This is a genomic window from Amycolatopsis decaplanina DSM 44594, from assembly GCF_000342005.1.
In the GTDB taxonomy this organism is placed as follows: Bacteria; Actinomycetota; Actinomycetes; order Mycobacteriales; family Pseudonocardiaceae; genus Amycolatopsis; species Amycolatopsis decaplanina.
In genome coordinates this window covers 303,201-316,282 of sequence record NZ_AOHO01000063.1, presented here as the reverse complement: position 1 = coordinate 316,282, position 13,082 = coordinate 303,201, and the positions used below count along the sequence as shown (strand labels likewise).

Sequence of the window (13,082 nt, the reverse complement as noted above, 5' to 3'; positions counted from 1 at the left end):
GACTTGAAAGGGCGGGTCAGCGCTTGACGAGGTCTCCCAGCACGCGCCAGGTGCGGAGCCGCTCTTCCGTGTTCCGGATGCCGCTCTGCGTCGCGACGACCTCGGTCGCCCCGGCGTCGAAGTACCGCCGGATTTCGGCCGCGACGGTCTCCTCGTCCCCCGCGATCACCAGGTCACCGGCGGAATCCACCCCTTGGGCGTCGAAGACCGCGCGATAGGAGGGGATGTCGCGGAAGAACGCGTACTGCCGATCGACCGTGGCGCGGACGGCGTCGGGATCGCCGGTCACGACGACCGGGACCATGGCGATGATCCGCGGCGCCGGACGGCCCGCGGCGGCCTTGGTGATCTCCGGGACGATCAGCCCGGAAAGGGCCTTCGGCCCGGCCAGGAACGGGATCGTGCCGTCGGCGAGCTCGCCGGTGACGCGCAGCGCCCGCCGTCCCATCGCGGCGATGATCACGGGGATGTCCGAAGCCCCCGCGACAGACAGCGAAGCCGCGAAGCCCTTGGCGTGTGCCCTGACTGTCTCGCCGCGGAAGTCGACTTCGCCGCCATCGAGCACCTGCCGGAGGATCGTGAGGTACTCGCGAAGGTGCTTGATCGGCGACGGGTACTCGATGCCGTACGCCGGTTCAAGCCAGTTCTTCGCGCCGGTCCCGAGGCCGAGGACGAAGCGGCCCCCGGTGGCGGCCTGCGCCGTCTGCGCGAGGCCGGTGATCAGCAAGGGATGCCGAGGGTAGATCGGGACGACGCCGGTACCGACGGTGATTCCCGGGACGGCGCGGCCCGCGAGGGCGGCGACGGTGATCGCGTCGTGCTCCATCTGCTGGGAGAACCAGACGGACGTCAGGCCCGCGCCGGCGGCCTGCCGGGTCTGCGTGATGAGTTCGTCGACGATGTTGATGGCATTCGCGGTGTCCCCGGACGGGAGTGCCACTCCGATGGTCATGTTCAACGCTAACCACGCCGTCGAACGGATATTTCGCCGTTCACCAGGTGAGATCACGCGCGCGGAGCGGAGGCTTACGAGGACCTGAAGCGCCAGGAAAACCTCGTGAGTGGCTAGGACGGTTCTAACCGTCCTAGCCACTCACGAGAAGATCAGACGAACTCGTGCCGCACGATCGTCTGCTCGCGGCCAGGGCCGACGCCGATCGCCGAGATCCGCGCGCCCGAGAGCTCTTCGAGCCGCTCGACGTAGGCCCGCGCGTTCGCCGGCAGCTCCTCGAAGGTCCGGCAGCCCGAGATGTCCTCGAACCAGCCCGGCAGCTCTTCGTAGATCGGCAGCGCGTGGTGCACGTCGGTCTGCGTCATCGGCATGTCGTACGTCCGGGACCCGTCGACCTCGTAGCCGACGCACACCGGCACCTTCTCCAGCCCGGACAGCACGTCCAGTTTGGTGAGGAAGTAGTCGGTGATGCCGTTGACCCGCACGGCGTAGCGCGCGATGACCGCGTCGAACCAGCCGGTGCGCCGCGAGCGGCCGGTGGTGACGCCGAACTCGCCGCCCTGTTTGCGCAGGTACTCGCCGGACTCGTCGTCCAGCTCGGTCGGGAACGGGCCGGAGCCGACGCGCGTCGTGTAGGCCTTGAGGATGCCCAGCACGGTGGTGATCTTGCCGGGGCCGATGCCCGAACCCGCGCTCGCGCCGCCGGAGGTCGGGTTCGACGACGTCACGAACGGGTAGGTGCCGTGGTCGACGTCGAGCAGGGTGCCCTGCGAACCTTCGAGCAGCACGGTCTCGCCGCGTTCGAGGGCCTGATTGAGCTGCAGGCGCGTGTCGGCGATGCGGTGCGCGAACTTCTCGCCCGCGGCCAGCACCTCGTCGGCGACCTGGTTCGCGTCCAGTGCCTTGCGGTTGTAGACCTTGACCAGCACCTGGTTCTTGAACTCCAGTGCCGACTCGACCTTCTGCCGGAAGATCTTCTCGTCGAGCAGGTCCTGCACGCGGACGCCGACGCGGGCGATCTTGTCCTGATAGCAGGGGCCGATGCCGCGGCCGGTGGTGCCGATCTTGCGGCTGCCGAGGTAACGCTCGGTGACCTTATCGATCGCCACGTGGTACGGCATGATCAAGTGCGCGTCGGCGGAGATCAGCAGCTTGCTGGTGTCGACGTCGCGTTCTTCCAGCCCGGCGAGTTCGTCGAGAAGCACGCCCGGGTCGATGACGACGCCGTTGCCGATGACGTTGGTGACGCCCGGCGTGAGGATCCCGGACGGGATGAGGTGGAGGGCGAAGTTCTGCCCGTCGGGAAGGACTACGGTGTGGCCCGCGTTGTTACCGCCTTGGTAACGCACGATCCACTGGACGCGGTCGCCGAGCAGGTCGGTGGCCTTGCCCTTGCCCTCGTCCCCCCATTGGGCCCCGATCAGCACGATGGCCGGCATGTGACACTCCAGGTGTTCGGCGACTTGTGGTTTGGCGCTGGTAAATGCCGGTGCATGAGCGTAACGGAGGGCCTTCGGGTGCGCGGAATAGTGGTGGTCTGTCCGGAGGGCGAGCCCACCCTCCCGGAGATCGACGACGTCGAAATGGTGCGTGTGCCGAGCCGCCCCGGCAAGGCGGATATCGACCCCTTGCTGGGGGAACACGATCACCTGGTGGTCGCGGGAACCGACGCCGACCTGGCGGCGGTCGCGCTTCGGCTGTTACGAAAAGAACAGCTCTCCGGCGTGTCGCTCGGGTTCGTGCCGTCCTCTCCGGACTCAGACGTCGCCCGTATCTGGAGCCTGCCGACCCAACCGCTGCGCGCCCTCGCGCTCGCGTTGCGCGGCGAGGTCGACCCCGTACCGCTGATCCGCGACGACACCGGCGGGGTGCTGGTCGGGCGCGGGGTGATCGGGATGATCCGCGGGGTGGCCTACTGCGACGAGCACACCGTCCTGCGCGGTCCCGCGCGCTCGATCGAGGTCGAGCCGGACACGAGCGGCCCGGGGCTGATGGTCCGGGTGACCAAGGGGACGCTGTTCAAACGGCCTTCGACGCAGTACGCGCGGGCGTTCCAGCTCGGCTGCATCCCGACCCGGCCGAGCAGCGACGGCGTCGCCCATCCCCGCGCGATGAGCCGGTGGACCTGGTACCGGCACACGGAGGACCTCCGGCTGGTCCGCGGACTGGACTAACCCGTTCGGCCCAGAACCATCAGCTGGACTTTCCGAAGATTTTTCGGGTGCGTACACCGCGTCCTACCTGCGCATGACACCCTCCGTTCACGAATAGCCAGCAGAGTGTCATTCGATGGTGTTGCATGGGTCATATCCGTGCCTCATGGTGACCAGGTCCCCAAACCTGACACGGAGGCAGCAATATGCCAACTGCGCTTGCTGTTCGTCGCTCCTTCACCGTCCTCGCCGTCTCGGCGATCGTCTCGGCGGGCGTGGTCGGCGTCGCCGAAGCGACACCCCCGGGCATCCCGTCGGCTTCGACCGCCAAGACCCAGCTCGCCGCGCTGACCGTCAAGCCGGACGGTTCGTCGACCGGGTACAGCCGTGACAAGTTCCCGCACTGGTCCGACCAGGGCGACAGCTGCAACACCCGTGAGGTCGTGCTGAAGCGGGACGGCACGAACGTGCAGCAGGACAGCAGTTGCGCCGCCGTGTCCGGCAGCTGGTTCAGTCCGTACGACGGCGCCACCTGGACCGCGGCGTCCGATGTGGACATCGACCACGTCGTGCCGCTCGCCGCCGCGTGGCGCACCGGGGCTTCGTCGTGGACCACCTCGCAGCGGCAGGCGTTCGCGAACGACCTCAGCGCGCCGCAGCTGATCGCCGTCACCGACAACGTCAACCAGGAGAAGGGCGACAAGTCGCCGGACGCCTGGAAGCCGCCGACCGTCGGCTACTGGTGCACCTACGCGAAGATGTGGACCACGGTGAAGTACAAGTACAAGCTGACCGTCAAGTCGGCGGAGAAGACCGCGCTCACCGACATGCTCAACCGCTGCTAGACCCCATAAGTACGTGAAGGCCCCCTTCCTTGCGCCCAGGTACATGAAGGGGGCCTTCACGTACTTTCCTTGCTGGACTAAGGGATCAGCCTCAGGATCTCCCGCGCGACGACGTCGTTCTGCCGGAACGGGCAGCCTGGCCTCGACGAGCGTTCGCGCCTCGGTCTCGCCGGGGAAACTCGCACCGGAAGTGACGAAAGCCCGGCGTTCCTCGTCGGCCGTGACACGCGTTTCGGCGTCCAAGAAGGAACCAGCCGTCCAAATCGGACGGTTGTGACGCCGCCGAGGGCGAACGGTTCGACCGGGCACTGTGGATCCCCACCGCGGCCGTGACCGGCGGCGCCGGAAACTCCAACGCGCTGGTCGGCACGACCGAAACCGTCGCGCAGGCCCTGCTCGACTACTACGCCCTCGGTGTCGACATTCTCTCCGCGCGGTTACGACACGATCGGCGTCGGCCGTCATGGCATCCAGATCGTGCGCGAAGAGGTCGCCAAACGCGACGCGGCGAAGGCGGCTTCGGCACGCGAGGAACTCGCTGTCGACGGCTGAGCCGTTCACTCCACCGGATGGCGGGCTGATCATCCATTCGGCGCATAACGTCAGCGTCACCTGATAGCTCCGGCCGTCGCGGAGCGGAGTCGAATGGTGTTCACCCACCCTCCGCACACGAACGGCGCGGGGTACGCACGGCTCCTCGGCACGACGCGGCATCCCCATCTCGGGTGACGCCGCCCTGTCCAGCTTTCCCGGCGAACGACCCGAAACAACCGAAAACCGCTGGTATGGACCGCGATATCGGTCACCGGGACATCTTCCCGAACGGCCGTTCCTCCACGAAAAAGATCTTCAACCCCAGAAACCCGGCGAAAGAACCTAGCCAATCACCAACAGTCAGGAGACACTTACGTGAACGAATGACGCTTCGTGACCAGCTCGTGACCGCGTTACTCTCGGTCACGAGTTTGTCGCGTAATAAGGACCCTATTGGGGGCAAAATGGCTTCGGCCGGACGGGTCACTTACCGAGAGGTGTTCGGTGTAGCCGAGTTCCGTTCGCTCTGGTTCGCCGAGCTGTTCTCGATCTTCGGTGATCAACTCGCCAGGGTCGCCCTCTCCGTCCTCGTCTTCACCGAAACCCGCTCCGCGACCTTGACCGGCCTCACCTACGCGCTGACCTACGCCCCGTCGCTGCTCGGCGGCATCTTCCTCACCGGGTTCGCGGACCGTTTCCCCCGGCGAACCGTGATGGTGGTCGTCGACCTGCTGCGGGCCCTGCTGATCGCGCTGGTCGCGGTCCCGGTACTGCCGTTCTGGGTCCTGTGCGTCCTCGTCGGCGCCGTCTCGCTGCTGAACCCGCCGTTCAAGGCCGCACAGCTGGCCCTGCTGCCGCAGATCCTCGAAGGCGACCGGTTCGTCGTCGGCATGGCGATCCGCAGCATGACCGTCCAATCGGCGCAGCTGGCCGGATTCGCCGGCGGCGGTCTCCTGTTGACCGCGCTCGAACCGCACATCGCCCTCGCGCTGGACGCGGTGACCTTCGTGGCTTCGGCATTGTTCGTCCGGTTCGGGCTGGCCACGCGCCCGGCCGCGGCGTCCGGCGAGAAGCGCAAGTCGTTCTTCGCCTCGATCGGCTCGGGCGGGAAAATCGTCTTCGCCAGCTCAGGGCTGCGCTCGCTGCTGCTGTTCACCTGGCTGATGGGCCTGCTGCCGGTGTACGAGGGCATCGCGGCGCCCTACGTCGCCTCGTCGGGCGGCGGCCCCGAGGTCATCGGCCTGCTACTGGCCGCCGACCCGATCGGCAGCGTGATCGGCGCGTTCATCTATTCGCGTTGGGTGCCGGCGCACGTCAGACCGAAGCTGATCGGGCCGCTTTCCGCGCTGACGGCGCTCCCGCTGCTGCTGTGCTTTTTGCAGCCGGGACCGTTGTCGTCGATCGTGTTGTTCGTGTTCTGCGGCGGCTTCGGCACGGTGGCGCTGATGCAGGCGACCGCTTCACTGACGCTGGCCGTGCCGGACGAGAGCCGGGCACAGGTCATGGGGCTGTCGAACACCGGACTGACCACGACGATGGGCGTGAGCCCGCTGATCGGCGGCATCCTGGCGGACCAGGTGGGTCCTCAGTCGACCGTCGGCGTCTTCGGGCTTGCGGGATTGGTGCTGACCGTCCCGCTCGCGCTGAGCTGGTTCCGGAACCTCAGCCGCGACCCGGAACGGTGGCAGGAGAAAGACGCCGCGCGCGCAGAACATTGAGGTGTTCCACGCGCCGGCCCGATCGCGCGGACGTCTGGCGCGCGCCCCAGTTCACTGATCCCTACCGGCCATCGCTGGCACCTTTCCCTCGACCTTTCAGAGAAAAGTACACACCTAGGGAGCTTGTCGACAGCCCGCAAGTCGGTAGAAGCTGTCCGTAAGTAGGGGGTTTCGGAGAATGACGCAAGAGTCAGGGGGAAAGATGATCACATCGGAGGAACGCGCTGGACATCGTTCGGCTCTCACGGTAGCGACGTGGGAGCTGTGGAAGAGGCCTGATCACTGGATCGCCTACACCGGGCTGTCCGTCGCGACGATGCTGGCACTGACGGGGGTCTTCGCCGCATCCATCGCCATCGCGTCTTCGCAGGTCCTGCTGTGTTTCCTCCTCGCGGGGCTCGCCATCGCGCACACCGAGGCGACCCGCCGGATCGAGCGGCAGCGGCGCAGCATGAGCGTCACCCCGCACATCAACATGACCTCGGTCTGGGTGCTGCCCGGCGCGATCCTGCTTCCGCCGCAGTTGACGGCGCTTCTCGTAACCGTGATCTATCTTCACCTCGGATACCGCAGCTGGGCGGGTCTCCGCACGGTCAACCCCCATCGAACTGTGGCGAACGCCACATCGATGACGCTGACCGCGTTCGCCGCCTGGGCGGCCGTGCAGTTCGTCGGCGCCGACACGGCGTCGGTGACGTCGATCTGCGCCGCGAGTCTCGCCTTCTTCCTGATGAACGCCGTCTTCACCGGCACAGGCCTGTACTTCGCGGCGCCCAAGAAGGCGACCGTCCAGGCACTCCTCGGCTCTTGGGACGACAACATCCTCGAAGCCTCGACGGTCTGCATCGGCGCGCTCGTACTCGTCGTCCTGCCGCATCAACCGGTGCTGGTGCTGCTCGTCTTCCTGCCGCTGTACCTGCTGCAGCGTTCGGTGCTGATCAAGCAGCTGGAAGAGCTCGCGACCACCGACCAGAAGACCCAGCTGCTCAACGCCACGACCTGGCAGCAGGGCGCCGTCCGCGAGGTCGCCCGCGCCGAGCGCGAGAACGGCCAGTTCGGCGCGCTGATGATCGACCTCGACCACTTCAAGAGCATCAACGACACCTACGGCCACCTGGCGGGCGACGACGTGCTCAAGGGCGTCGCGGCGCTGGTCAAGGCGGAAACGCGGACGCAGGACCTCGCCGGCCGCTTCGGCGGTGAGGAGTTCGTCGTACTCCTGACCTCGTCTTCGAAGCACGAATCCGTCGCGGTCGCCGAGCGCATCCGGCAGCGGATCAGCGAAATGGTCATCAAGACCCAGGACAACGAGGGCAACCCCGTGGTCATCGAACAGCGGACGGCGTCGGTCGGCGTCGCGACCTTCCCGCTCGACGGCCGGACGATCGACGAGGTCATGGCCTCGGCCGACGCTTCCGTCTACGCGGCGAAACGCAACGGCCGCAACCGGGTCGTTTCGTCGCCGGACCTGGCGACGGTCGCGGAAGTGACGCTGGAGGCCGTCGCGGCCTAGCGCAGTCTTTCCATCACGTCGGCGGCCGCTGTCCGGAGACGGACGACGCCGCCGACGGTGAATTCCGTGAGCAGGTCGATGAGCGCGTCCGCGTCGGGCGGCTCACCGTCCCAGCTCGCCTGGACGAGTGCCTCGGTCATCGCGAAGAACAGCGTGACCAGGGCCTTGTCCGCGCGGCCGGAGTCGACGCCGTGGCGGGCCCAGCGCTGTCTGCTCGCCTCGGTGTAGACGCCCGCGAGCCGTTCCCGAAGCCTGGTGAGGGCCGGGTCGCCCATGCGCTCCGCCTCCCGCAACACGGGGAACGCGTCGGGATTCGCCGCGACGAAGGCGAACATGTTGGCGTAGTTGGCACGTGCCCAGGACCGGAGTTCGGGCTGCGAGAGATCGAGAGCGGGCGCACCGATCGCTTCGAAGGCACGTTCCTCGATATCGGCCACGACCTGGGCGAACAACGTCGTTCGATCGCCGAACTGCTCGTAGACGGCCTGGCGGGACACCCCCGCGCGCCGGGCGATCTGCTCGATCGTCGCGGCCTGCGCGCCGTGCACCGCGAAGACACCGGCGGCCGAACTCAGCACCCGCGCGCGTTGCTCGCCGACCGGGAGTTTGCGGGGTCTCCCTCGCGGCGCCGGACTTGACATTGTGCGCCACCTCACTGACTCTCTTTTTCGACACGTCTGTCGAAAATGTTTGTGCTCAACGAGGAGCAAGCATGCGTCCAGGATCCCGGCGCGGTGTTTCCGCCGCCGTCTCAGCGGCCACCATCGCGGCACTGCTGACCTTCGGGGCACAGCAGGCCACGGCCGCCCCGTCCTTCTACGATCCCCCGTCGCCGCTGCCCGCGGGTGCTCCAGGCGACATCATCCGGCACGAACCGTCCACCTTCTACGTCGATCCCGTGAAACTCATCAAGGCCGACGCGGACGTCCAGCGGATCATGTACCGCAGCACCGACACCCACGGCGAGGCCAACGCCGTGACCGGCACCGTCCTCACCCCGAAGAAGGCGTGGACCGGCGCGGGCGAGCGGCCGGTCATCGGCTACGCGGCCGGGACGCAGGGCGTCGGCGACCAGTGCGCGCCATCGAAGGCTCTTTCGGCGGGCATGGAGTACGAAGGTCCCTTCATCGCCGGGCTGCTGCTTCGCGGCTACGGCGTCGTCGTCACCGACTACGAAGGCCTCGGCACGCCCGGCGTCCACACATACGTCAACCGCGTCGCCGAGGGCAACGCCGTCCTCGACTCGATCCGCGCGGCGCAGCGCCTGCCCGAAGCGAACCTGCCGGACAACGGCCCGGTCGCGACCGCGGGCTACTCGCAGGGCGGCGGGGCGTCGGCGTCGGCCGCGGAACTACAGCCGTCGTATGCGCCCGAGCTCAAGCTGAAGGGCTCGTACGCGGGCGCCGTCCCGGCTGATCTGGCCGAGGTCGGGAAGAACATCGACGGGCACTACGCCTTCGGGTTTCTCGGGTTCACTCTGGTCAGCATGGACGCGGCGTATCCGGAGCTGAACATCCCGGCCGTGCTGAACACGAAGGGCGCCGAAGCTTTCGAGAAGGTCAAGCAGGAGTGCACCGGGGATGCGATCTTCGCGCACGCGTTCACCCAGTCGAAGGACCTGACCAAGGACGGCAGGCCGCTGACGGCGTACCTCGGCGAAGAGCCGTACAAGACGCGAGTCGGCGAGCAGCTCATCGGGGCGCGGAAGCCGGGTGCGCCGACGTTGGTCGTCCACAGTGCTCTCGACGACATCGTGCCCTACGAGCAGGGCAGGAAGATGGCGCGCTCGTGGTGCGCGAAGGGCGCGAAGGTGCAGTTCTCGACTTCGCTGGTTCCTACGCACGTCGGCGGGGCCATCCGGGCCTTCCCGGAGGCTTTCGCCTGGCTTGAAGGTCGCTTCGCGGGACTGCCTGCGGTGGGGAACTGCGGGCTGTTCTAGGAGTCACCAAGCACTATGAAGGACGCTTTCATCGCAAAATTTGCGATGAAAGCGTCCTTCATCTCAGGTCACTTGAGGCCGGTGGCTTCCGCGGCGGCGGGGTCCGAGTCGCTCAGGAAGGTCCTGCAGCGGTCGTACTCCTCGGTCTCGCCGATCTTGCCGGCGGCCTTGCCGAGGACGGCGAGGGAACGCAGGAAGCCCTGATTCGGGCGGTGCGACCACGGCACCGGCCCGTGTCCCTTCCAGCCCGCGCGGCGAAGCTGGTCGAGGCCGCGGTGGTAGCCGGTGCGGGCGTACGCGTACGCGGCGACGGTCTCGCCGGCTTCGAGCGCCTTCTCGGCGAGGGCGGCCCACGCCTCGCTGTAGTCGGGGTGCTCGGCGGCGACGGCGGCCGGATCGGTCCCGGCGTCCAGCGCCGCCTGCGCGGCGGTGTGCTCCGGGAGATGCGTCGGCTGGGGGCCGAGGAGGTTCGTCATACGGGCCATTGTGCCGACCCGTCTCCCCAAGGGCGCCCCGCGCCCGACGGAGACTTCACATCGCGCGCCCTCTGTCGGCCGAAGGCCACGAAAGCTCGATGCAGGGGCGCCTTCGCGGATCACTGGACCGGCGTACGAAACGGTGCCCCTTCGGCGAGCTTTCGTCAGCGCGCGATCGACAACACTGTGACTAGAAGAACAGGCTCCCGAGAATGCCCCCACCGGCCAGCACCAGAGCGGCGACGAGGACCGCCGCGACGAGTCGTTTCGGCATCATGGCGGCACACCTTGCCCTGCTTCGCACGCCGATCGCAAATCCGCCACCCCTACGGGTGAACCCCGATTTTCGACCCCAAATGCCCATCTCGTGACCTGGAGCAGGGAAGATGTCCCGCATGACAAAGGCGACAGAAGTGACCGGGGACCTTTCGCCGGGTGTCATCCCCCGCAGCCCGATCGCGAAGACGAGGCTGTTCTTCAAGCTCCACTGGCACCGCGGCGCGCCGGGGCAGGCGACGCCGGACTGGGTGCTGAACTTCTGCTACTCGATGTGGCTGGCGGCGTTCGCCTTCAAGCTGGTGGGCTCGTCCTGGGACATGTCGTGGCATTTCATGTGGCTGCGGGACGACCTCGCCCCGCCGCATCTGATCAACACCGTCGGCACGGTGATCATCATGGTGCTCGTGGCGATCCACAGCTACACCGGGATGGGCGCCGACCGGCGTTCGCTGCGGCTGATGCAGATCGGGCTCGTGGTGTTCCTCATCGCGGCGCCGCTGGACGTCATCAACCACCGCGTCAACGGTCTCGACCTGACCGCGTGGAGCCCGTCGCACATGATGCTCTACATCGGAACGGGCATCATGCAGGCCGGCGTGATCATGGGCTGGCTGAAGTACGCCAAGCCCGGCCGGACGCGCACCGGTGTCCTGATCGGACTGTGGGCGTTCTTCCTGGAGAACACGTTCTTCCCGAACGGTCAGCAGGAATACGGCATCCTGGGCCTGCGCGCCTGGGAGCGCGGGACGCCCGAGGCCGAGCCCGAGCTGCTGAACTTCGCCGCCAACCAGATCGGGCATCCGGTCGACCGGGTGGCCGTCGAGTACTTCACGATGCCGATCGACGACTGGGTCTACCCGCTGTGGGGCATCGGCGTGATGGCGCTGATCTTCGCGCTGGCGCGGCACACGACCGGCTTCCGCTGGGCGGGGACGACGGTCGCCGCCGTCTACCTCGGCTACCGGCTGGTGATGTGGCCGCTGCTGCTCGGGATGGGGTTCCCGGTCTCGGTCGTGCCGTTCTACCTGCTCGCCGTCGGTCTCGCCGTCGACCTGGCGTTCCGCATCGGCCGGGGACATCCGATGCTGACGGCCGGCGCGGGCGCGCTGCTGGCGACGGCTTTCGGTTACGGGATGTTGTGGGTGCAGTCGCAGTTCCGGCCGTGGATCCTCGGCGACGCGCACACGGAGTCGGCACCGCCGGTGGCCTACTGGACGGCCGCGGTCTGCCTGGCCGGGGTCGGCGTGCTGTGGGCCGCCGCCGGGCCGGGGACGCGGGCGCTGAACTCGATGCTGGCGAAGCGTCGCGAGCGCACGGAACTGCCGGCCCCCTGAGGCTCAGGCCGGATCGTGCCCGGCCTGCCACAACGAAGCGAGCGGGAGCGCCATCAGCCGATCACCGAAGCTGATGGCGCCCTGGTTTCCTGTGTGCAAGACGATTCCCTGCGTGAACTGATCGCCGAGAAGGTCCCTTAACTGGGCGAGCCCGCGGAAGTCCGCCGCGGTCACAGTGTCGCGAGCCTTCGATTCGACACCGACGACCTGCCCGTCGTCCCGTTCCAGGACCACGTCGACCTCCGCGCCACCGCTCACTCGCCAGTGGTGCAGCCGGACCTCGGCTTCGCTCCATGTCGCTTGCTTGGCCAGTTCATTGACGATGAAAGTCTCGACAAGGGGTCCACGGGTCGGCGCCACGGGCTTCGCCAGAGATTCCGGGGACACGCCCAGCAAAGAAGCGGCGAGTCCCGTGTCGGTGAGGTGGAGTTTGGCGTGTTTCACCGCCCGGGACGTCAGGTTTCGTGACCACGCCGGGAGCCGGTGGACCAGGAACACAGCTTCGAGCAATTCGACGTACTTGTTCACTGTGGTGCGGTGAAGGCCTGTCCTGGTCGACGTGTTCACGCTGTTGTGCTCTTGCGCTGTGATCGAGGCCAGGTAGGCCAACAAAGCCGTCATGGCGCTGGGTTCGTTGACCCTGGACATCTCCCGGATGTCGCGCTCCGCGATGGCCTGCACGTAGGCACGAAACCAGGCTTTGCGCGCACGCAAGCTGCCGAGAAGCGCGGGTTCCGGAAAACCGCCTCGGCAGATACGCGCGAAGTAGTCCGCGCGATCGACGTTCGCGGGTCCGAGGTCGAGCAAACGGCCGGGTTCGTCGAAAGCGACATCGATGAACCGCTCGAACCGTCCCTCGAACTCCCCTTGCGAAAACGGCCATACGTCGACGACGACGCCCCGGCCTGCCAAGGACTCCGAAAGGCTGGGAGTCGCCAGGAACCTGGTGGACCCAGCCAGGACGTAGCGTCCTGGCCCGCTCTCCGCGTCGACTTCCGCCTTGATCGCCCTGATCAGCGGGTCCCCTGCCCGCTGCACCTCGTCGATGAGCCTGGGCTCTGGACCGGTACCGGCGAACCCGATGGGGTCCTCGATGGCCGCCTGCAGAAGTTGCTCGTCATCGAGGTTGAAGGAGGTACCACCGTGGCGCCGGTGCAGATGCCTGAGCATGGTCGTCTTTCCGGCCTGACGAGGGCCGTTGAGGATCACGATGCGAAAGTTCGCCAGATACTCCTCGGCGACGGCGCAACTGGCCCGTACCAGGTCCGATTCGGCCATAGCTCCTCGAAATGCCGGAGGTCGTGTACATCTCACAGTACCCTCGACCGACATTTCACGA

11 protein-coding genes and 1 pseudogene are annotated in these 13,082 nt (G+C 67.2%); 7 read left to right on the top strand and 5 right to left on the bottom strand.

Features of this window, described 5'->3' with window-relative positions:
* Positions 1–16: 16 nt before the first annotated feature.
* Together H074_RS23210 and H074_RS23205 are read right to left on the bottom strand one after the other, a co-directional pair.
* Complete coding sequence (locus tag H074_RS23210) at positions 17–952, bottom strand: LLM class F420-dependent oxidoreductase (RefSeq protein ID WP_007032504.1); 936 nt, start codon at positions 950–952, stop codon at positions 17–19.
* Between the two features lie 152 nt (positions 953–1,104).
* Positions 1,105–2,391: an adenylosuccinate synthase gene (locus H074_RS23205; RefSeq protein ID WP_007032503.1), complete on the bottom strand. Its 1,287-nt coding sequence runs from the start codon at positions 2,389–2,391 to the stop codon at positions 1,105–1,107.
* A gap of 54 nt (positions 2,392–2,445) precedes the next feature.
* Between H074_RS23205 and H074_RS23200 the strand changes: the two genes are divergently transcribed.
* The 5 genes and pseudogenes from H074_RS23200 (at position 2,446) to H074_RS23185 (ending at position 7,715) form a co-directional block, all read left to right on the top strand.
* Positions 2,446–3,126, top strand: a complete 681-nt coding sequence (locus tag H074_RS23200) for a hypothetical protein (RefSeq protein WP_235096851.1) — start codon at positions 2,446–2,448, stop codon at positions 3,124–3,126.
* 185 nt (positions 3,127–3,311) lie between these two features.
* Positions 3,312–3,950: a GmrSD restriction endonuclease domain-containing protein gene (locus H074_RS23195; RefSeq protein ID WP_007032501.1), complete on the top strand. Its 639-nt coding sequence runs from the start codon at positions 3,312–3,314 to the stop codon at positions 3,948–3,950.
* A 278-nt stretch (positions 3,951–4,228) separates the two neighbouring features.
* Positions 4,229–4,502: pseudogene (locus H074_RS39440) on the top strand (LLM class flavin-dependent oxidoreductase); the annotation flags it as partial.
* Positions 4,503–4,948: 446 nt separating this feature from the next.
* Entirely contained in the window at positions 4,949–6,202 is a 1,254-nt protein-coding gene (locus H074_RS23190; protein ID WP_007032500.1) for an MFS transporter, read from the top strand.
* 202 nt (positions 6,203–6,404) lie between these two features.
* On the top strand, positions 6,405–7,715 hold the full coding sequence (locus H074_RS23185) for a GGDEF domain-containing protein (protein ID WP_007032499.1): 1,311 nt from the start codon (positions 6,405–6,407) through the stop codon (positions 7,713–7,715).
* Here the strand turns inward: H074_RS23185 and H074_RS23180 are convergent.
* Positions 7,712–8,293: a TetR/AcrR family transcriptional regulator gene (locus tag H074_RS23180; protein ID WP_007032498.1), complete on the bottom strand. Its 582-nt coding sequence runs from the start codon at positions 8,291–8,293 to the stop codon at positions 7,712–7,714. The genes H074_RS23185 and H074_RS23180 overlap by 4 nt on opposite strands.
* Positions 8,294–8,427: 134 nt before the next feature.
* On the opposite strand from H074_RS23180, the gene H074_RS23175 reads away from it, so the two are divergent.
* Positions 8,428–9,654: a lipase family protein gene (locus tag H074_RS23175; RefSeq protein WP_007032497.1), complete on the top strand. Its 1,227-nt coding sequence runs from the start codon at positions 8,428–8,430 to the stop codon at positions 9,652–9,654.
* Positions 9,655–9,722: 68 nt separating this feature from the next.
* Here the strand turns inward: H074_RS23175 and H074_RS23170 are convergent, their stop codons facing one another.
* Positions 9,723–10,130 (bottom strand): DUF3151 domain-containing protein, encoded by a 408-nt coding sequence (locus H074_RS23170; protein ID WP_007032496.1) that lies wholly within the window; start codon positions 10,128–10,130, stop codon positions 9,723–9,725.
* Between the two features lie 395 nt (positions 10,131–10,525).
* Between H074_RS23170 and H074_RS23165 the strand changes: the two genes are divergently transcribed.
* Positions 10,526–11,743, top strand: a complete 1,218-nt coding sequence (locus H074_RS23165) for a hypothetical protein (protein WP_039923171.1) — start codon at positions 10,526–10,528, stop codon at positions 11,741–11,743.
* Between the two features lie 3 nt (positions 11,744–11,746).
* On the opposite strand, the gene H074_RS23160 is transcribed toward H074_RS23165, so the two are convergent.
* The gene (locus tag H074_RS23160) at positions 11,747–13,075 is read right to left on the bottom strand and encodes an ATP-binding protein (protein WP_200865805.1); all 1,329 of its coding nucleotides are present in this window, start codon (positions 13,073–13,075) and stop codon (positions 11,747–11,749) included.
* Positions 13,076–13,082 lie beyond the last annotated feature (7 nt).